17 protein-coding genes are annotated in these 18563 nt (G+C 64.5%); 10 read left to right on the top strand and 7 right to left on the bottom strand.

What is annotated here, in order from left to right; genetic code table 11:
- Window positions 1–274: 274 nt before the first annotated feature.
- The 3 genes from mobH to C8D93_RS20470 all read right to left on the bottom strand — a co-directional run bounded on the left by mobH (window position 275) and on the right by C8D93_RS20470 (window position 3994).
- Window positions 275–2137 (bottom strand): MobH family relaxase, encoded by a 1863-nt coding sequence (gene mobH / locus C8D93_RS15445; protein WP_110266115.1) that lies wholly within the window; start codon window positions 2135–2137, stop codon window positions 275–277.
- Between the two features lie 255 nt (window positions 2138–2392).
- Entirely contained in the window at window positions 2393–2860 is a 468-nt protein-coding gene (locus tag C8D93_RS15450) for a hypothetical protein (protein WP_110266116.1), read from the bottom strand.
- 342 nt (window positions 2861–3202) lie between these two features.
- Window positions 3203–3994, bottom strand: a complete 792-nt coding sequence (locus C8D93_RS20470) for a hypothetical protein (RefSeq protein ID WP_146216627.1) — start codon at window positions 3992–3994, stop codon at window positions 3203–3205.
- 226 nt (window positions 3995–4220) lie between these two features.
- Here C8D93_RS20470 and C8D93_RS15460 point away from each other — a divergent pair, with 226 nt between their 5' ends.
- From C8D93_RS15460 to C8D93_RS15470, 3 genes are read left to right on the top strand one after another with little or no spacing between them, the layout of a single operon-like run.
- Window positions 4221–4439, top strand: a complete 219-nt coding sequence (locus tag C8D93_RS15460) for an AbrB/MazE/SpoVT family DNA-binding domain-containing protein (protein ID WP_110266221.1) — start codon at window positions 4221–4223, stop codon at window positions 4437–4439.
- Entirely contained in the window at window positions 4439–4852 is a 414-nt protein-coding gene (locus tag C8D93_RS15465; RefSeq protein ID WP_110266118.1) for a putative toxin-antitoxin system toxin component, PIN family, read from the top strand. Before C8D93_RS15460 ends, C8D93_RS15465 begins: the two co-directional genes overlap by 1 nt.
- 19 nt (window positions 4853–4871) lie before the next feature.
- Window positions 4872–5234 carry a DUF3742 family protein gene (locus C8D93_RS15470; RefSeq protein WP_110266119.1) on the top strand — a complete coding sequence of 121 codons (363 nt, stop codon included), beginning with the start codon at window positions 4872–4874 and terminating at the stop codon, window positions 5232–5234.
- On the opposite strand, the gene C8D93_RS15475 is transcribed toward C8D93_RS15470, so the two are convergent.
- The 4 genes from C8D93_RS15475 to C8D93_RS15490 are packed head-to-tail and all read right to left on the bottom strand — an operon-like array spanning window position 5231 to window position 9430.
- A complete protein-coding gene (locus C8D93_RS15475; RefSeq protein WP_110266120.1) occupies window positions 5231–6736 on the bottom strand; it encodes a conjugal transfer protein TraG N-terminal domain-containing protein in 1506 nt (501 codons plus the stop codon). The two genes, C8D93_RS15470 and C8D93_RS15475, sit on opposite strands and share 4 nt — an antisense overlap.
- A 15-nt stretch (window positions 6737–6751) precedes the next feature.
- Window positions 6752–7090, bottom strand: a complete 339-nt coding sequence (locus C8D93_RS15480; RefSeq protein ID WP_110266121.1) for a hypothetical protein — start codon at window positions 7088–7090, stop codon at window positions 6752–6754.
- Window positions 7087–8496 (bottom strand): integrating conjugative element protein, encoded by a 1410-nt coding sequence (locus tag C8D93_RS15485; protein ID WP_110266122.1) that lies wholly within the window; start codon window positions 8494–8496, stop codon window positions 7087–7089. The genes C8D93_RS15480 and C8D93_RS15485 overlap by 4 nt, the downstream gene beginning before the upstream one ends.
- A gap of 10 nt (window positions 8497–8506) precedes the next feature.
- Window positions 8507–9430, bottom strand: a complete 924-nt coding sequence (locus C8D93_RS15490) for a TIGR03756 family integrating conjugative element protein (RefSeq protein ID WP_110266123.1) — start codon at window positions 9428–9430, stop codon at window positions 8507–8509.
- Window positions 9431–10060: 630 nt separating this feature from the next.
- Between C8D93_RS15490 and C8D93_RS15495 the strand changes: the two genes are divergently transcribed.
- The 7 genes from C8D93_RS15495 (at window position 10061) to C8D93_RS15525 (ending at window position 18520) form a co-directional block, all read left to right on the top strand.
- Entirely contained in the window at window positions 10061–10462 is a 402-nt protein-coding gene (locus tag C8D93_RS15495) for a hypothetical protein (protein ID WP_110266124.1), read from the top strand.
- A gap of 228 nt (window positions 10463–10690) precedes the next feature.
- Entirely contained in the window at window positions 10691–11674 is a 984-nt protein-coding gene (gene gcvA, locus C8D93_RS15500) for a transcriptional regulator GcvA (RefSeq protein WP_170124052.1), read from the top strand.
- Between the two features lie 83 nt (window positions 11675–11757).
- The gene (locus tag C8D93_RS15505; protein WP_110266126.1) at window positions 11758–12426 is read left to right on the top strand and encodes a cyclic nucleotide-binding domain-containing protein; all 669 of its coding nucleotides are present in this window, start codon (window positions 11758–11760) and stop codon (window positions 12424–12426) included.
- Between the two features lie 68 nt (window positions 12427–12494).
- Window positions 12495–14645, top strand: a complete 2151-nt coding sequence (locus C8D93_RS15510; protein WP_110266127.1) for a toll/interleukin-1 receptor domain-containing protein — start codon at window positions 12495–12497, stop codon at window positions 14643–14645.
- Window positions 14645–15001 carry a hypothetical protein gene (locus tag C8D93_RS15515; RefSeq protein ID WP_110266128.1) on the top strand — a complete coding sequence of 119 codons (357 nt, stop codon included), beginning with the start codon at window positions 14645–14647 and terminating at the stop codon, window positions 14999–15001. The genes C8D93_RS15510 and C8D93_RS15515 overlap by 1 nt, the downstream gene beginning before the upstream one ends.
- A gap of 411 nt (window positions 15002–15412) precedes the next feature.
- A complete protein-coding gene (locus tag C8D93_RS15520) occupies window positions 15413–16198 on the top strand; it encodes an outer membrane lipoprotein-sorting protein (RefSeq protein WP_170124053.1) in 786 nt (261 codons plus the stop codon).
- A gap of 6 nt (window positions 16199–16204) precedes the next feature.
- Complete coding sequence (locus C8D93_RS15525; protein WP_110266130.1) at window positions 16205–18520, top strand: adenylate/guanylate cyclase domain-containing protein; 2316 nt, start codon at window positions 16205–16207, stop codon at window positions 18518–18520.
- Window positions 18521–18563: the final 43 nt, after the last annotated feature.

Genomic DNA, 18563 nt, shown 5'->3' on the forward strand with positions numbered 1-18563 from the left:
CCTGGTTGCCTCGCTGCGCGGAGCACTTCCCCATTGGAACGCGCGTGCGCTGCCCAGCCTGCGTCTCTGAATCCATAGCGTCTTCGCGATGAATTCAGAGACGCCGAAATGGCGGAATTGATCTTCATCCGTCGAGATCTCCATTCGACGACAGGTGAGCACACAGTCAATGGGACGAGATATGTCTGACTTGTAGTACTGCCATGCGGGTGCCATGTGCCCGGAAACACACATGAGCACCAGCATCCCGAAGCGCAGGAAAGCAAAGCAATGGTCAAGGCGATTCGTTCTGGCGCCGTCCAGAAAGTTTTCTGTCGAACACTGGAGTCCACGGAGTTTCCGCGGCAGCCCATACTGCGTCTAAGGTCAAGTAGGGATTGTCGGGCGGCAGATCGTCAAATACACAGGCGTGATCGATCAGAAGATAGCCGTGTAGGCGACGACTTTTCCGTGGACCTACGATTCCACACGTCCAGATGTTGTGCCCGTTCGGGTGCTTCCTGTGTCGCTTTTCGCGCTCGAAGCGCTTCTGGATCCATTGCCAGTCGGTAAGATCTTTCCGCCGGGCTGTCAGGGCGATTTCCGGATGCTCCTGCGCATAGCGCTGGAAGAGGCCAGGGCTTACCAGGAAGACTGAACCGGCGACGGTATGTACCAATGCCTTGGTGTCGTTGATGATAAGTTTGCGCGTTCGAATGCTCCGGCGTAGCCACGCAAGGAAATGTGCGTCATGCGATGAGGCATTGTCTTGGTCCACTTCTTGGGCTGGTCTCGTACCGTCTGCTTCGTTGTTCGGCAACGATGCCGGCTGAAGTGCGGCTGTGGGCCGAAGTAGCTGAGCCGCAGTTGCGGGCAAGGGTGTATCGAGCAGACCAAGCAGTGATTCGGCGCCATTGTCTTCGGGTGTTGCAGGGACGGGAACGGTGATCGCGGAGGCGGGTTTCTCGCGGTCCTTGCGTGCGTCTTCGGGGAGCGTCGTCGTCGGTTCTTCCGGGTTGATCCGCACACTGCCTAAAAAGGGCGGGGGGCGATCGAAAGCGTTCCAGATCATTGCGGGTGATAGTTTCAGGAAGGTGAAGCTGTGCGACCAGGTGCCGTTGGTCACGGTGGCCGTCCAAATCGCCTTGCCGTCCGGCGTAGCCAATGCAATGCCGTGGTCCTGCAGCACGTTGAAGACAGCCGTGTTGCTCGCCGGGATGCCGTCGATGCCTTGTGACAGCAGATGTGCGCGCAGCTTATCGGAGACGGTCTTGCTCACCAGCCAGAGGGCGTCCTGGGTCAGCCAGCCGTCGGAAGCCTGTGGCTGGTTGAGCTTGAGTTCTTCCCGTAGCAGGTAGCGCAGGCCGTCGAGCAGCTTGCGCTGTAATGCGTGCCTGGGTGCGGTCAGGGCCTTGCCCGGATCGCCGCCGAGTTCGTGCGCGACCGAAGCCTGGTCGGCCCGCCTGACCAGTTCACCCAGCGTGCCGGCATGCTCATACTGGCCGGCGAACACGTACAACAGGGCGGTCCATAGATCGGGATGGCCGCTGAGCCAGTCGAAGACCGCGCGATCAAGTATCTGGGTGTAGAGCAGTCCGGTCGCGGCGCTGTGCAGCCGGTATTCGCGGTCCTTGCGGTAGCGAAAGCGATATGGCCGTCGCAGCGGGCCGTGCCATGGGTGCCAGACGCTGCCGTCGGCATGCTCGACGTGCAGGTCGACGGCGATCTTGCCTACATCGTGCAGCAATGCCGCATAGGCCGTACCTGCGGTCCAAGCCTCGGCCTGAACGGCCTGCGCTTCCGGCGTGACGCCGGCGGGCAACAGATGCGACTGTCGCAGTTTCAGCGCGTAGGCGACGATCTCCAAGCCGTGGTCCAGCATACCCCCCGGATACGCGTGGTGATGGCTCTCGGAGGCCGGGAATTGTTGAACCAAATCGGCGTAGCGCTCCAGCGGGGCGAGGTACAGCATGGTGAACTGCTGGCGCGAGAGCGAGGTGCGCTGCCAGATGTGTTTCAGCAGCTTCTGTCGGCGCGGCGTTGCCAGCAGCGACGTGGCCGACTCCGGCCGTGTCAGCCCTTTGGGTGTCTCGGTGAAGGGAGTGGAAGGTGTGGCGCTGGATGGTGGCACCCGTTTGCGCTGGAACAGCGAGAGCATGGCGAACCCCGAATGGCAGGCTGCTCAGGAGAGCCTTTTGGCCCTTTGGGGTAGGGCCTTTCCCCTTGAGGTCCATTCCCTTGGTCCTTTCAGCCCTTTGGCCTTTCGGGTTATAGGCCAACGCGTTTTTCCGAACCACAGCCAATACGGGGTTGATCCAAGTCCGATTGTGGTCAGGGGTAGCGGATGGTTGCGGGGAGAGACAGCACATAGGCGCGGAGCCGGTAACGGCGTCCGCGCCTATGTGCCAGAGCATCAGCAGATCTCGAATCCGCCGCAGGTACGAAGAAACGCTTCGAACTCGCGCACATTCTCGATTGAGAACGGATAGTGCGTGTCGAAGTGCGGGACCGTGCCGGCGCCGCTGCAACTGTTGCAGTTCAGCGGACCTGGACCGATCTGCGGCGGTTCGGCGCGTTTGCCGGTGCCGCCGCAGATGTCACAGCGCTGTGGCGGCAGTGTTTCGAGATATGCCACGTAGCGTTTTGCGTACCGCTCCGTTTCGCCCGAAGCCAGTGTGCTCGCGAGACGATCGGCCAATGCGATGGCGTCGTCGCTGCCAAGACCCCAGCCGTCATTCGAATGGCCGAGGTTATCTGGGGGGATGAGATCGGGGGCGATCTCCTCGCAGTACTGCCACAAGGGATGCCACCACCACACATTGTTGCGGAAATACGTGCCCTGTTCAGAGGTCGGGGCTTTTCCAAAGACGTCCATGCCCATGTCAATGCTCCTGGAACGCGGAGCATCCATCGGAGTCGGGCGGATGCGCCGCCCGGACGATCTGGTGTTGAAGAACGGATGCTCCTGGGTGGAAGAAAAAGGGCATCCGGGCCGGGGGCACGAATGCCCCATCGGGGAGAACAACAAGTCCGGGAACTCGTGCTGGCTGGTCGACGAGTTGCAGCTGCGCCTGCATGGCGCCGGACGATGCTGCCGCAGGTGTCGCCTGGCGGGCGACTAGAGGGTTCGCGGCATGCGAACCATCGGCAGGGGCATCACAGCAGGAGAATCAGCCGCAGGCAGCCATGAATCGGATACTGCGCTATCCGTCTTGCCGCAGTGTCAGTAGTTGGGCCCGGAAGGCGATTCGCGTTCTTCGAGGAATGGAAAGCGCTTCCACTCGATGTCTGAGAGGTAACTGAAGGACGTGCGCTTCCACTCGCGGTTTCGGTTGTGCTGGCGCCGCGGCGCCAGTGAGAACCACTCCATCGCCTCGCCAAACGGAGGGGCTGGCGTCGCAAACGAGATCCAATCGGCGCAAGCGAACGTTGCCACGGAGTGCGCGATGCTGTGTTGGGAGCCGGCCTTCCATTCATTCAAGTCGGGGAGGGCCACGGAAAAACGTCGGCGCGGGTTGGGAGGCCTTGGATGGATACTTGAAAAGGTGGTGCGAAACGACTGGTGGGGGAAGCCGTAACCGGCATAGAAGCTTGTGCGGCGACCCACGCCCTCCTCGTCGCTGAACTTTCCGCGTGTCGTTGCGCTGCTTTGCAGTAGCGGTGCTGCGCACATCAGGGTCGCGTTGACCAGAATCGTCCCAATACCCTGTGAGCGGTATCGGACGTTCTGAAGGTCGCCGAACTCGAGGGATTCATACAGTCCGCTGTGGAAATCGCGTTCGCGTAGTTTTGCCCAGCGAAACACCTTTGCCAGGTCTATGCCGTCTGTTTCGGGTTCTGGATGGCGTTGTGTCGGGAAGAAGCAGCGGATGTCGAGATCGGCGTTTCCGCCGAGATAGGGGTGGAGTTCTGCGTGAAGCCCAAATGGCAATCCCGCATTGTCCGCGAGGAGTACGGTCAGCCCTTCCAATCTCTCAGCGAGCGTTGGTCCAGGTAGGCGGATCGGTGCGTTCAACGTCAAAATCCCCGGAAGCGTTGTTGTCTCTGCATGTGGTCGGAAACGGATTTCAGGCTGCGAGTCTTCTGAAGCGTGCCTCCATAGTGTGAATAATAGATATATTTATGATTTAAAAGTCTATTAAACAAAACAAATTGGTCCTCAGCGAGTGCCGCCCTTGTCGATGCAATAGTAAGGAAGTAAGATTTCATTACAAAGCGAAGACCTCAGCGAGGATATGAAGATGCTGGCCAAGTTGACGTCCAAGAATCAGATCACGCTGCCAAAGGCGGCCGTGTCGAGCGTAGATGCCGCGGAATACTTCGAAGTGACGGTCGAAGGGGGGCGCATTGTTTTGACGCCCGTCCGCGTTCAGAAGGCCAACGCCGTGCGCGACAAGCTGGAATCACTCGGCATCACCGAGCAGGATGTGGAGGACGCTGTCGCCTGGTCGCGCCGCTGATGCCCAGGGTCGTCCTGGATACCAACATCGTGCTTTCGGCGCTGGTCTTCCATGCGGGCCGGCTTGCCTGGGTTCGCCAGGCTTGGCAGCAGGGGCGATTGAAGCCACTGGTGTGCAAGCACACGGTCAGCGAACTTTTGCGCGTTCTGGCCTACCCGAAGTTCAGGCTGACTGCGCAGGAGCAACAGGAACTGCTGGCGGACTTCCTGCCGTATGCGGAAGTCGTGGAACTGCCGGCGCAATGGCCCGATCTACCTAAGTGTCGGGACGAGAAGGACCAGGTTTTTCTGGTCCTGGCGCATGTCGCACAGGTCGATGCGTTGGTTACTGGCGACGCGGATCTGCTTTCGATGCGCGGCGCTATCTCGCAGCCTATCCTGACCGCAGAGGAATGGGCTAGGACGATGGAGTAAGAAGACAGGAGGTCGAGCCATGGCAACGCATGCACATAGTGGAAGCTGGGTTCATCGGCTGGGCCGTGGCGCAGGCCGCACCTGGGGTGGATACCTGCGTCGCGAACAGCGTGCCGCTGGCTGGCTGGTAGGGCGCGGCGTGCCGACGAGTGCAGCCAGGGCCCTGTTGTGGATCGCCAAGCTGGTTGTGCTGGGTGTGCTGCTGTACGCGGCGTTTTGGTTGGCGCTGCTGTTGCTGCTTGCAATGGTGCTTGTTTGGGCTGTCGACAATGCAGTCCCTGAAGATGACGATGAGAAGGCGGAATGGCGCATGGGCTTGTCCGGATACGGCCTGTACCGTGGAGAAACACGCATCGATCTCGGCGATCCGGATGACGACTAGACCACCTTATTGACGGCTTTGCCTCCTGCGGACTTCGCTCCATCGGTTGACGTGATCATCATCTGAGCGACGTTGCCCGCACGTACGCCAGCCCACGCAAGTGCCGCAATCCAGAAGGCAGGCAGCACAATAAACATCATCGCCAGTACGAAACTCAGCAGGATGTCTCCGAAAGCGTTGTTGAGCCCCATGAGGGGATTGAAGTTGGTGTGCGGTCGGTTCCAGCCGAGGCCCCAGCCGTACAGCGCATCGAGGATGGTCGAGTCGATCCAGCGCGCGAGCTGAAACCAGAAGTCCACGAAGAACAGCGCGAACTTCACGCAGCTCACTGTCATCACTACTTTTAGGTCATAGGTGCCGATGAGCAGCACTAGCGGGATGCAGATGACGAGCGCCATCTTCAGCAGCGACAACACCATCGGCAGCGCCTGACGCACAACGTCCATGGCGGGGAAGATGCCCAGCGCGCCTACCAGCAAGCCGAGGTCGGAGGCGCCGCGCGTCACGATGTTGGGCAGTGTCTTGTCGATCTGCCCACCATAGTCGGTATAGACGGCCCCCTGGTTCAGCTTCTGCTGCCGAGGCGAGGCAAGGGCGCGGATCACCGAATCGTCGACTTGGTCCTGCGACAGGAAGCCGGCCCACTGGCCGATGCGGGACAGCAGTCCCGGATCGATCTGTGCCAGCAACCGGCTGCGCAGCCCGTAGCTGTCGTCGGACCACCACTGCGAGCACGACGGATAGCCGCCACCGCTGTCCACCTGTGCCAGCCCTGCATCGCGATCGACGTCATACGGCCAGGCCGTGCGCGGTGTTCTGGAGCGGTAGGTGTCGTAGAAGCCCGGCGTGTTGAGGAAGTACGTCGATCCGATCCAGGTCACGTCGTTCATCTGCTCGTTGGAGAGCGTCGGTCTGTTCATGAACAGCTTCGCCCTCGATGGTCCGTAGCAGTCATGCGTGAAATCCGCGATTTCCTGAGCAAGCACGGGATCGTCGATGCGGGTGGCGTCGACGTCCATGCGCATCTGCCGCAGATCTGCGCCGCAGGGAATCGCCGCTACGGCCGCACCCGTCACGGCGCGGGACAATGCGTGCATGAAGAACCACCACACCGGGACGAGTGCGCTCTGGTCGTTGATTGTCGTGTACGCGTTCGACCATCCCGTATCGGCGGGTAGCGGAACGTTGACCTGACACTGCGCCGAGCGGCTGGTATCGAACTTGATCGTGTTGAAGTCCACCGGGATGAACGGAATACCCGCGAATAGGATCACCACGATCGCCACCCACACGCGGCTCTCGACGCGCATCGAGGACAGCACGCCCTTGTTGCCCTCATCGGCGCCTTCGGTGCGTGCCCGCAGCCATTCCTGGATGATGATCGCCAGAAACGGCAATGCGAAGACCCCGCTCGCGACAAGGATGCTCCAGATCCCGTTATTCACGATCCACCCGACCAGGGTCAGGTAGTACTCCAGGTAGTCCGACGTGTAGAGCGTCATGTCGGTCTCACACGCTCAGCCGTGCCGCAGCAGCAAGCTACCTTCGAGCAGCACGAGCGTGATCACGGCCGCAATCTCCGTGCGCAGCAGCCGCTGGTGAGATTGCGCCGCCGGCTCCCGCTGCCGCAGGCGCTTGCGCATCCACCACCAGCCGCCGGCTGTCGCTGAGTAAAGGCAGAGCCGCGATACGAAGAAGTGCTCCGTATGCGTTTCGAGCCAGCGCTCCCAGTCGTCGATACTGCCGATGAAGTGTATGCCGGCGATGTTCACGGCCACCGCGATAAGCACCACCAGCAGGCTCCACGCCAACGCGGCAACCACGCGGCGATTGGAAAGCCAGGCTGGCCGGTTCATGGCGCACCGCTCTGCAGTTTCTGAAGCTCGTTGAGCCGATCGCGTGTGGTGTCTCCCTCGAAGACACCGCGCGATCCGGATGCGCGGCCGCTGTGGCGCTGCAGGATCGCCAGCGCCGAGTTACCAGCCAACGTGCGCCGCAGCTCCAACTCGGTCTTGAGGTTGCGGATCTCCTGATCCAGCGCGTCGATCTCCTGATCGATCGCTTGCAGGGCCAGCTCATTGGCCGTGACGTTCGGTTCCTTCCTGCCGGTGAGCAGCGTGCGCTGGAGCAGCAGGGCTTTCTCCAGCACGCTGGACAGCGCGGCTTCCGAGGCGAGACGCTTGCCCAGCACGTCCTGATCGGGTTCATCTCGCAGGGCTTCGATCACGCCGCGGGTGATCGGCAGCGAGCCGCTGCCGGCCGTATCGAGATTGGCGACTGTCGTCGGCCGAACTCCCATCACCAGTTCCTGCAGAACCTCCAGCTTGATCTCGAATTCCTCCTGGATCAGCGGTGTCAGGCCCACGCCGGGCGTGGTCTCGGTCTTCGTGCAGGTCTCGCAGGTGCGTTGCTCCCGCTCGCCGAGAACGCGGGTCGCCCACTCGGCCGCGGCCTCCGGCGACGACCAGGTCTGGCAGGTCAGGCGATTCCCGCAGGTACTGGGGTCGATCGAGGACGTGTCGGTAACGCTGCGCTCGTTGAGCAGGTTGTAACCCGCGCGGGTGACATCGCCCACCACCTTAATCGCGTCCTGATCGGCACCGCCGGCATTGCCACCGCCGATCCAGGGCACGCCGCTGTTGCCGCGGTTGGACTCGGCTTGTTCGATTGCGGAGACGGCGTCGCTGCTGCCGACCGCCTCCTTGAGCGCCATGGCCTCGGCAAGCTGGTCCCATCCGGCCTGGCCGCCAGCCATGTCCGCCATTCGATTTGCGATGGCCCGGCAGGTGAGCTTGGACCTGTCAAAATCGAGCCTGGCCTGCAGGATTCCGTTGGTCAACAAGTTATACAAGCCGGGATCCGCGCGCTGAATAATCAACGCGGGCAGCGATGCTACTGCCGCGGTAGCGTTCTCGATCACGTTCGACATGATCGCCTGGAAACCCTGCGTGATACCGTTGAGCTGATTGTGCAGCGTCGTCGTAATGCTCATGTCGCCGCAGATCAGATTGCTGTTCCAACCGACCCCGACACCGATGCTCTGCATGTTGCCGGCACCACTCATGGATACGGCGCGGCCCCCGCCGATGCTGTAGAGCACGTCGTCGCCAATCACGCTGCCGCTGACACTGACACCGGTGCTGTCGATGCGCGTTTGAGAGGCAGAAGCGCTGCCGACCGCCGCCACAGCGCCAGCGCCGAGCAGGAGCGCCTGCAGGTACGGCCTTGCGCGACGCACGTAGTGGGAGGGCAGAGCGTTCATCGCTGCGCACTCACATGAAGTCCGTGCTGCCGAGGAAAGTCTGGCCTTCGCGCTGGCAGCAGGCATAAGGACGCCACAGCGCCCACGCATAGTCACCGCGCCGCGCCTGCACGCGGGTGCGGCCGTGCGGGAAGACCGTGCAGCTGTTCGACAGCGCGGGTGTCAGCTCCTGCCACTTACCGGTTGACGCGTCGCTTTCCACCAGTGCCCCTGCGGGCCAATAGCCGTCTGCGGGACTGGCCAGCAGCGGTTGGTAGACATGCGGCTGGCCACGACGGGTAACGATGTCCCCCGCGCGTTGCGCAACGACGGCGCCGGCCTTGTAGTCATCGACTTGATGGAGCAGTCCGCCACGTGGGTAGACGTTGCCCCAGAGGTTGAGGCTCGTTCGACGTCCAATCTCCCGCATGCCGGGGATCAGCGCTTCCGGGTAGAGCGCCTCGGGGACGTTGTAGCGCCAGGCCAGCGTATCGAGCGTGCTGAGCAGGTACGGTGCGAATGCAGCGCCGGCGCCTGAGCAGCTATAGCCGGATGCGCTGGCGAACTGGCTGAATACAAAGCCCCCGGGATGCCCGATGACGTCGGCGTTCTTAAAGCGGGCAAGATTGTTTTCGTTGTCGTGGTTGGTCGTGCCGTCGCCGCCGCCCCGGGCGCTCGAGTTGGGCTGGCTCATCGCCCGGACTTCGGTCCAGGGGTTCTCGCCGGTGTTCGAGTAGCTCGATACCACGGCGTCGGGGACGTAGTGCCTGACCTTGATCGATGTCTCTACCGAGCAGCCGGTGATCGTGCACAGCAGCCAGTAGCAAATCCCGGTGACCCGATACTCCAAACAGTCGGGCGACATCGCCGACGATGCGATGTTGGCGGTGTTCAGGGCGACTGACGATGTGGCACCGCACATCGACAAAGAGGCGATGGCGAGCCGCAGGTACATCCACCGCGACCGAGGGAAGACGCAGAAGGCAGGGAATGACATGTCGAACCCGTACGAAACCGATACGGGTCGTAGTCGATCCCAGGCGTAGCTCTGGAGCGACTAAGAAGGCGAAACGAACCAGTCCCGGTTTTCTGCGCTTGGTGATCTCGACGATCAGATCCGCCTGATCAAGGCTCCTATCAACAAAGTAGTGAGAGCGCTGCGCGGAGTTGTTGGATTGGTTGCTCGTGCTGTGACCGTTCGTCAGAAATCACGTAAAATTATCTGCTGCAGAGTGGTGCTCAGCGGACGTCACTCACTGAAATTCCGCGGTCACTTTCGAATGTTCGGGTAACTATTCGGGTAAGCAGCAAAAAGCTAACTCATTTTTTGTTGTATATTCATAGCCATAACACGGGTTTTTGGCTGCCTCTCACGCCACACATACGCAAAAGCCCCTTGAAAAGGGGCTTTTGCGTATGTGCTTGTCGAAGGAGTGAGAGGGATTCGAAGCCGCGGCAGCGGCCGGCCCGAAGGGGAATCCCTCTCACGCGTTCCCGAGGAGACCTCCCTCCGCGAGGGTGTTGCGCCAAGGCCGCCGGCCCGATCAGCATCAGTGATCCACCGACCTCCCTGGGAGACAGCACCATGCTCGGACTCTGGAGCGCGCACGCGCAGACCTTTCTGCTGATGGTGATGGTCGCGACGACGCTGGTGTTCGCGTTGCCGATCTTTCTGGTGCCGCTGACCTGGGCGCGCTGGTTCGGCTGGCGCATTCCGGAGCACACCGATCTCGCGGTGTACTTCGGTCGCTGCCTGGGGGCGTTCATCCTGATCGTGGAGGCGCTGATGTTGCGCGCGGCGCTGACCGGCAGCGGGCTGGTCTTCACCTATCAGGTCCTGATCGCCGTGGCGGCATTGATGATGGTGGCGCACATCTGGGGTGCGGTGCTGCGCATCCAGCCGATCAGCGAGACGCTGGAGATCGGCATGTATGCCGGACTGGGTGCACTGGCGCTGTTGTTCTACCCCGTCTCCGCCCCGGTTTGAACATTACGTCCGCGTTGCGCGGACCGGCGCCGGAAAAAAGAAAGCCGCCCGGAGGAGCTGGGCGGCCAAGGTGCGAGATCCCGTGACCGGGATCTGGAGGAGACTCGTTGCCGACCGGGCCGCTGCGTCGATGCGCGCGTCATGCGGTGGCGATGGATGCATTCTCGGACTCCGGTTAAAGTCCGACAACCGAGATTTTTCTGCCGACAGTTAAGTAAAACTAAGCTAATGCGTCTCCCCCCTTTGAACGCGCTGCGCGCCTTCGAGGCCGCGGCCCGGCACCTGAGTGTGCAGAAGGCGGCGCAGGAGCTGTTCGTCACGCCGGCCGCAGTCAGCCAGCAGGTCAAGGTCCTGGAGGAGCGCCTCGGAGTCGCATTGTTCCGTCGGCTGCCGCGACGTCTGGAACTGACCGACGACGGGGCCGAGCTGCTGCCGCGTCTGAGCGCCGCCTTCCGGCAGATCGAGGAAGCGGTCGAGCAGCTCGAGATCCGCAAGTCCGACAATCGCGGGCGCCTGACCATCGGCGCGTCGCCGGGATTCGGCGCGAGCTGGCTGCTGCATCGCCTGTCCGCGTTCCAGGAGCGCAACCCGGAGATCGAGCTGCAGCTCGCGGCCCGCACGACGATGTCGGATGCCGTGCTGCGCGAGTCCGACCACCCGGACGACCTGTTCGAGGACTGCGACATCGCCGTGCGTTTCGGCGACGGTCACTACGCCGGTAACGTCGTGCACAAGCTGTTCGCGCTGCACTCCACGCCGATGTGTCACCCGGCGTTGATCGACGGCCGCCATCCGCTGCGCGAACCGCGCGACCTGCGTCATCACACGCTGCTGCACATCCGCAACGACGTGGCGCAGATGGACGTCGGCTGGCCGGGATGGCGCGACTGGTTCAAGGCCGCCAACGTGCCGGACCTGGACTACCGTCGGGGGCCGGCCTTCAACCAGGTGGCACTGGCGATCGAGGCAGCGGCCGACCGCATGGGCGTCGTGCTCGGCGTGCCGCTGCTGGCGGCGCGCGAACTCAGCCGCGGCCGGCTGGCGATCCCGTTCCCGATCAGCCTGACGATGAGTTCGGCGTACTACGTCGTCCACCCGCCGCAGGCGTCGGACGAGGTGGTCGCGTTCCGCGACTGGCTGATCAGCGAGGCCGCGCGCGAGAAATGGGCCAGGCCGCTCGGCGGGCTGGAGCCGCTGCGCTGGATTCCCTGAGATCCCGGCCGCGCCGGGCGAGGATCGACGCCGTCCCGGCCACTCGCTAATCTGCAGACTCTGGCGAACAGGGGCGCCTGATCATGCTCGAGGCCGCGAACGGACCGGATCACCTGCGTGCGTTGCAGGCCTTGTACGCGGTCGCCGTGCGCCGGCAGGTGGCGGCCCGCCAGGTCGTGATCCACGAGGGCGATGTCCCGCGCAGCCTGTACCTCATCGACCGCGGGGCGGCCACGGTCTCCCTGTCGGACTGGCACGGCGAGGAAGCCGTGCTGTCGCTGCTCGGTCCGGGCGATTTCTTCGGTGAGATGGGCATGTTCCCGAGCGGCGACGGCGTGCGCAGCGCGCAGGTCCAGGCACGGGTCGACTCCACCCTGCTGGAAATCGACTATGCGCGGTTCGTCGAACTCAGCCGCGAGCACCCCGTGCTGTGGCTCGAACTCGCCGGTCAGCTCGCCGCGCGCCTGCGGCGCACCAACCGGCGCCTCGTCGGCGTGCGCGTGCTCAAGCTCAGCGAACGCATCTGGTACGTGCTGGCGGAGCTTGCCGCGCGTCCCGATGCGCAGCGCGTCGACGGCGGTCATTGCGTGCGCATCACGCGTGACGAGCTGGGCATGCTGACCGGCTGTACGCGCGAAACCGCGGGCAAGGCACTGGCCGAGCTGGAGCAGGACGGACGCATCCGCACGCAGGGTCGCAGCATCATCGTGCCGGAGCTGCCGGCGGCATCGGGAGAGAGCGGCATGCGCTGACGCGGGAATTCTCACAGTCCGCAGTCGCAGCCGGGGATACGCTGCGGGCCAGGTCGGGGGACGGGTGGATGACGCAGGGACGCTACTGGGCCTTCATCAGCTACAGCCACGCCGATGAGAGGGTGGCGAAGTGGCTGCACAAGGCGCTGGAAACCTACCGCCTGCCGAAGAAGCTCGTCGGCACCGCGCAGGGCGGAGTGGAGGTCCCCTCCCGGCTGTTCCCGGTGTTCCGTGACCGCGACGAACTGCCTTCGTCGGATTCTCTGGGTGCGAAGATCAGCGACGCCTTGACGCGCGCCGAATCGCTGATCGTGATTGCCTCCCGGCAGTCGGCAGCTTCTCATTGGGTCAATGAGGAGATCTGCACCTTCAAGGCGCTGGGCAAGGGGCGGCGTGTGTTCTGCGTGATTGCCGATGGCGAGCCCTTCGCCAGCGAAAAGGGAGAGCCCGCCGAGGAATGCTTTGCACCGGCCTTGCGCCGGCAGGTGGGTGCCGACGGTCAGCTCACGGACGAACGCGCCGAGCCCATTGCCGCCGACATCCGGCCCGGCAAGGACGGCAGGCGCGACGCCCTGCTCAAGCTCGTCGCCGGAGTACTCGACATCGGACTGGACGTGCTCAAGCAGCGCGATGCGCACCGCCGCCAGCGGCGGCTGACGGCAATCGCCGCCGCCGCAGTGGCGGCCAGTGTGTTCACCACCGGCCTGTCGTTCCTCGCGATCCAGTCGCGCAACGAGGCACAGGCCCAGCGTCGGCTCGCCGAAGCGCGCCAGACCCAGGCCGAGGGCCTGATCCAGTTCCTGCTCGGCGACCTGCGCAAGAAGCTCGAGCCCATCGGCAAGCTCGACATCCTGGACTCGGTAGGCGAGCAGGCGATGGCCTACTTCGGCCGGGTGTCGCCCGAACAGCTGAGCGACGCCGAACTCGCGGCCCGTGCGCAGGCCCTGCGCCAGATCGGCGACGTGCGCGTGCAGCAGGGCAAGCTTGCCGAAGCCTCGCCGGCCTTCCAGGAAGCGCTGCGGCTGGACGAGGAACTCGTGCTCCGGCATCCGGGCGACCGGCAGGCGATCTTCAACATCGCACAGAGCGAGTTCTACATCGGCTACGACCACTTCGAACGTGGCGAGTTCGAATACACGCTGCCGTGGTTCGAACGCTATCTCGCGTCGGCGCGCAAGCTGGTGCAGCTCGACCCGACCAACGTGGAATCGCAATTGGAACTGGCCTACGCCCACAACAACATGGCCGCCTATTTCGAGCGCACTGACCAGCATGAGCAGATGTTGCGCGCGCTGGATGAAGCTACGAAAGCCTACTTGCACCTGATCGATCGAAACCCCAACGGGTCCAGGTTCGAACGCTCTTTGGTCGGCGCCTTATCGTGGCGATGCAGAGGTCTACGCGAACTGCTTCGCCTGGATGAGTCGCGTCGAGTGATCGACGAGGCCATCGAACGGCAGACCGACATTGTGTCGACGTCTGACGGAGAGCCTGTTGCGCGCTATGACCTGGCGCTGCTTTTCAACCAGAAGGCCGTGACGGCGCTGGCCGCCGGTGAGGTTGCGGTCATGCGGGACGCCGCTGAAGCGGCGGTCGGGCAGTTTGAATTTCTCCACCGGGCCGATCCAGCGAACCATCAGTGGCAGAAGTATCAGTTTGTCGCCCTCCAGTTCGAGGCGATCGCCGCGATGCTTGGAGGGCGTTCGTTGCCAACGCGCACGCCGACCGAGCAACTCGCATCATGCGATCGATTGCGCCGGCAAGCCCCCGAGGATGGACAACTCGCCGGCGTCTGCATGCGCAACGCTCTCGTCGTCGCTGGGGTCGGCTTGGTGCAGCGCGACGCTCCAGTCGTGGAGGCAGCACTTCGCGCTGCCAAGGAACTCCTGGAGGTGCTGGCCGGAGCGGAACGGGGACGCCTGGAAATCGACTTGCGCTTGCTCCAGTTCGAACAGTCGGCCTCCACGGAAAGACGCGAGCGTGTCGTGGCAGCACTCGAATCCAGCGACGCCAGATCACCCCTGGAGCACGCCGGCCGCGAGCTGAGGGAGCGCTGGTTGGCGCTGTTGCTGGATCGGACTGCGAGATGCAAGGCGAGAACTGAATGGGAACAGGCCGGTGTCGGTGACGAAAACTACTTTCTTTTCCTGGCCCGCCGTTGCGACGGTGGACCGCAGCCGCTGGCCGAAGGACCAGCATCCCGACCAAGGAGCGTGTGATGAAGGAAACCGACGTGAAGTTGGGCAAGAAGGACGTCAAGTCTGGAAAGGACTCGGACAGCAGCACCTACACCCTCAGGAACGGCGACAAGATCAAGTTCTACATGGGGGATGGCGTGGCGGAGGATTGGCAGTTCGATCAGGGTGTCGGCGAACACGGCGTGACGTTTTCGACGGGCGTTTGCCCCCCTTGGCTGGCGATGACCCGATCCGGCAGCGGTTCCGTGACGTTCGTCCTGAATGATTCCTCGGGCACCTACACCGGCCAGCAGGTCAATCTCACCTTGAACTTCAAGAACCGAAACGGTGAGAAGGGCTGCCATGACCCCGTCGTGAAGGACGGGGGGACGCAGTGAGCTGAATGGAGGTGAGTCGGCTCCTCTCCGCGTTCCGTTGAGGTCCGCCCGCTCGGGTCGAGGCCTCTCGACCCGAGCGGGCGTTCCCGGGGCGCTGATCGCCGCCAAGCTCAAGACGGGGTATGCAGTCAGGATCGATTCAGAGATCTGCTGCCGACATCCGAGCGGACCCGCAGCGCAGCCTGCGAGCCGCTTCTCTGCTCTTGAACGCAGTCCGCGCGGCCGATGCACGATAGCGGCGTATTGCCGCGCTGCCACGGCCCATGATGCGATGTCATCCAGTCGATCGAAGCCTGCCGGCACGGTCCGATCTGGCGGATTTTTCTCAGTCCGATGCTGAGCGATGCGGCATGATGACGCAAACGCCGCGCGATGGGTCGAGGGCGCGCGCCCAACATGGGGAGACAGCCGATGCGCGACGGGATCAAGGGTTTGCTGGTGGGGCTGTTCGTTGCCGGCCCTGCGGGGGCGGCTTCGCAGGACGAGGCGGCGCTACGTGCCTGCATGCAGGCCAACGTGCCGGCTGCGGTGCGCGTGAACCGTTTCGAGATGACCACCGTGACCGATGGCGTCAGCGAGACGTTGGGCGGCACGCTGTACATGCACGGCAACGACGAGCGTCGAGCGCTGACACTGCAGATCGACCAGCCCTCGCACCTGGACGGGTCCGCCTTCCTGTTTCTCGAACGCAAGCAGGGCGAGCAGATGTTCGTCTACCTCTCGGCGATGAATCGCGTGCGCCAGATCAACGGCGCGGCGATGGACGGGCAGTTCTTCGGCAGCGCCCTGCGCTATTCGGACATCCGTCAGGCCTTCGGCATGGTCGGTGGCTCGACGATGCAGATGCTTCCGGACGCGCAGTACGACGGCGCACCGGCACGCGCCGTACGCCTGAAGCTGCCACCGGAAGAGGCCTCGGCGGATGACGACAGCACGCTGCTGATCGACGCGGCGCATTGCGTGCCGCTGCGCCTGCAGGTCGAACGCAAGGGAACGGTGCTGCGCGAGTTCAGCGGTCTGCGTGCGGACCTGGCCGAGGACGAGGGGCGATGGTACTTGCGCAGGGGACGGATGCACGATCACGAGCGCAAGGCCGAGACCGAGATCGTGCTCGGCGAGCTGCGCGGTTTCGATGACATTCCGATGATCGTGTTCAGTCGCGGCGAGTTCCATCGTGCGCGCTTCGGCAAGAAGTGAGCGATCGTGAACGCAGCGAGCGCTCCGGGTGAACTGAGCGGCCGGCCGGTTCTCGGCGTCACCGGCCACCTGATCCTGCCGGAAACCGAGCGGCAGCAGGTCGAGGCCGAGGCGAGCACGCGCCTGGAACGCCTGCTCGATGCCTCACCGGAACTGGAGGGCCTGCGGCTGCTGTCGGGGCTGGCGCCGGGCGCCGACCTGGTGCTGACCGATGCGATCCTCGCGGTCTGTCAGCGACGTCGTCTGAGCTGCCACCTGACGGCGGCCCTGGTCGGCCCGCCGGCGCAGATGCTCGAGGACTGGCGCAAGCGTGCCCACGCCCTCGGCGTGACGATCAAGCCGGCCGCCCAGCGGCGCGTCGAACATCGTTTCGAGCGCCTGCTGGCGCGGGCCGATCAGCGTCTGCAGTTCGTCGCGCCGGCGCAGGCGCCCGAACGCGGCTTCCAGCAGCTCGCGGCACTGCTCGCCGAGTCGGCTCAGATCCTGTTCGCGGTGTTGCGCGAGAACCACCCGGGGCAGGTCGGTGGCGCGGCGCAGGTCGTGGCTTGGTGGCAGAACCCGGGACGCATCCCGCCGGAGCTGAGCCTCGGGGCGCATGCCGGAGACCGTCACGGCCGCCGTCTGGTCCTGATCGATCCGCGCGGCGAGCAGGCAGCGACCGAGGTCGGCGAGCAACTCGACGGTGCGCGACAGACCATCGACGAGATCCGCGCGCGGATGCGTGCCGGCAATGCGCTGTCGGCCAACGATCTGGCTGCGCGGGCGCTGGATCGGGGGGGCGCCAGCCCGACACTGCGCTATCTCTATCTGCAGAGTCTGGCCGCCAGCGGCAGTCCGCACCGGGCCCTGCAGCGCTACGAGGCGCTGGCACCGCCCGAGGGCATGCGCAACGAGGACTGGCGCGCGCTGCGCGGACGGCTGCACAAGGATCTGGCCCTGCTCGGCGACGACGTGCAGACCAACCTGCGGCTGGCCGCCGCGCACTATACCGACGCCTGGAACCGCTCCGGCGGCGCGTTCTCCGGTATCAACGCGGCCACCACCAGCCTGCTCAGCGGGCAGCATCGCCGGGCGCAGCGCCTGGCGCGCGCGGTGCGGGCCCTGACCGAGCAACCGGCGCCGGCCGACGAGCGCGCGCGCTACTACCACTGGGTGAGCGCGGCCGAAGCCAAGGCGGTGCTGGGCGATCTCGACGGTTGCCGGGCGGAACTGGCTGCCGCCGACCCGCTGCTGCGCGGCGACCTGGTGACGCGCGGACGCACGCGTGCGCAGCTGCGCCGGGTGCTGGAAGCGCGCGGTGAGGACCCGGGTGTGCTCGATGCGCTGGCGATGCCGATGGTCTATCTGCTCGCGCCGGCGCGGGCCTATCCGGAGGCCGTGGCGCCGGAGCTGGCGGCGCAGCTGCGCGATTCCCCGGTCTATGCCCTGCTCGGCGAGGCGGCCGACCGGACCGCAGTGCCGGTATCGGTGCTGGCGCGGCTGCTCGACGCCGGCGTGCGCCTGCACCTGCTCGATCTTCGCCGTGAGTCCGAGCTGCCGGAACCCCTGGCCGGTCGCGTCGAGAGCGTCGTGCGCTGTCGCGGTTTTCTGGACCGCGAGCGTGGCTGGCTGCAGCGACATGCGCAGCGCCAGCTCTACGGTCTGGCCATGCTCAACGCGCGCGCGCTTGACGTCGACCTGCGGCGCCTGCGCGCAGGCGGCTCGGCGCTGGCGCGACGCTGGGTGATCGACGCTCCACCGGTGCCGCCGCGACAGCGCGGGCTGGGCCGCCGACGCATGGTCGGACTGGTGTTCAGCGACATGGTCGGATTCGCCGGACTGGGTGATGCGGAGATCCAGCAGTACTGGGCACGCGTGGTGCCGGCGCTGGCACGCCATCTCGCGCCGCTGCGCAGGCAGATCCTCCTGCAGCAGACCTGGGGCGATGCCCTGCATCTGGTCACCGGCGATGCGCGCAGCGCCGCGCTGGCGACGGAAGCCATGCTGCGCACCGTGCGTGATCTGCGTCCGCAGCTGAGCGGCCGTCTCTCCCAACTCGAGATCCGGGTGGGGGCGCACTTCGCCCCGGCCTGGCACGGGACCGATGCGATCGAGCGCGTGCGCACCTTCTACGGGACGCAGCTGTCGTTCACCGCGCGCGTCGAGCCGGTGACGCCGCCCGGCACGACCTACGTGACCGAAGCCTTCGCCGCCGAACTTGCGGTGTCCGCGCCGGGCGAGTTCCACGTGGAGTATGCCGGCGAGATTGCGCTGGCCAAACGCTTCGGCAGCTACCGCATCTACAGCCTGCGACGGATCGGCGGCGCGCCCCGCGGCGCCTGAGCCGCAGGGTGATTGGACCGCGGTTGCCCGCCTGACTTAATGT

Origin of the sequence: Sinimarinibacterium flocculans (genome assembly GCF_003201205.1) — a bacterium.
Lineage (GTDB): Bacteria > Pseudomonadota > Gammaproteobacteria > Nevskiales > Nevskiaceae > Solimonas > Solimonas flocculans.

Coding starts and splice junctions, on each gene's coding strand:
- mobH (WP_110266115.1), bottom strand. CDS start 2,137: ATGCTCTCGCTGTTCCAGCGCAAACGGGTGCCACCATCCAGCGCCACA.
- C8D93_RS15450 (WP_110266116.1), bottom strand. CDS start 2,860: ATGGGCATGGACGTCTTTGGAAAAGCCCCGACCTCTGAACAGGGCACG.
- C8D93_RS15460 (WP_110266221.1), top strand. CDS start 4,221: ATGCTGGCCAAGTTGACGTCCAAGAATCAGATCACGCTGCCAAAGGCG.
- C8D93_RS15465 (WP_110266118.1), top strand. CDS start 4,439: ATGCCCAGGGTCGTCCTGGATACCAACATCGTGCTTTCGGCGCTGGTC.
- C8D93_RS15470 (WP_110266119.1), top strand. CDS start 4,872: ATGGCAACGCATGCACATAGTGGAAGCTGGGTTCATCGGCTGGGCCGT.
- C8D93_RS15475 (WP_110266120.1), bottom strand. CDS start 6,736: ATGACGCTCTACACGTCGGACTACCTGGAGTACTACCTGACCCTGGTC.
- C8D93_RS15480 (WP_110266121.1), bottom strand. CDS start 7,090: ATGAACCGGCCAGCCTGGCTTTCCAATCGCCGCGTGGTTGCCGCGTTG.
- C8D93_RS15485 (WP_110266122.1), bottom strand. CDS start 8,496: ATGAACGCTCTGCCCTCCCACTACGTGCGTCGCGCAAGGCCGTACCTG.
- C8D93_RS15490 (WP_110266123.1), bottom strand. CDS start 9,430: ATGTACCTGCGGCTCGCCATCGCCTCTTTGTCGATGTGCGGTGCCACA.
- C8D93_RS15495 (WP_110266124.1), top strand. CDS start 10,061: ATGCTCGGACTCTGGAGCGCGCACGCGCAGACCTTTCTGCTGATGGTG.
- gcvA (WP_170124052.1), top strand. CDS start 10,691: ATGCGTCTCCCCCCTTTGAACGCGCTGCGCGCCTTCGAGGCCGCGGCC.
- C8D93_RS15505 (WP_110266126.1), top strand. CDS start 11,758: ATGCTCGAGGCCGCGAACGGACCGGATCACCTGCGTGCGTTGCAGGCC.
- C8D93_RS15510 (WP_110266127.1), top strand. CDS start 12,495: ATGACGCAGGGACGCTACTGGGCCTTCATCAGCTACAGCCACGCCGAT.
- C8D93_RS15515 (WP_110266128.1), top strand. CDS start 14,645: ATGAAGGAAACCGACGTGAAGTTGGGCAAGAAGGACGTCAAGTCTGGA.
- C8D93_RS15520 (WP_170124053.1), top strand. CDS start 15,413: ATGCGCGACGGGATCAAGGGTTTGCTGGTGGGGCTGTTCGTTGCCGGC.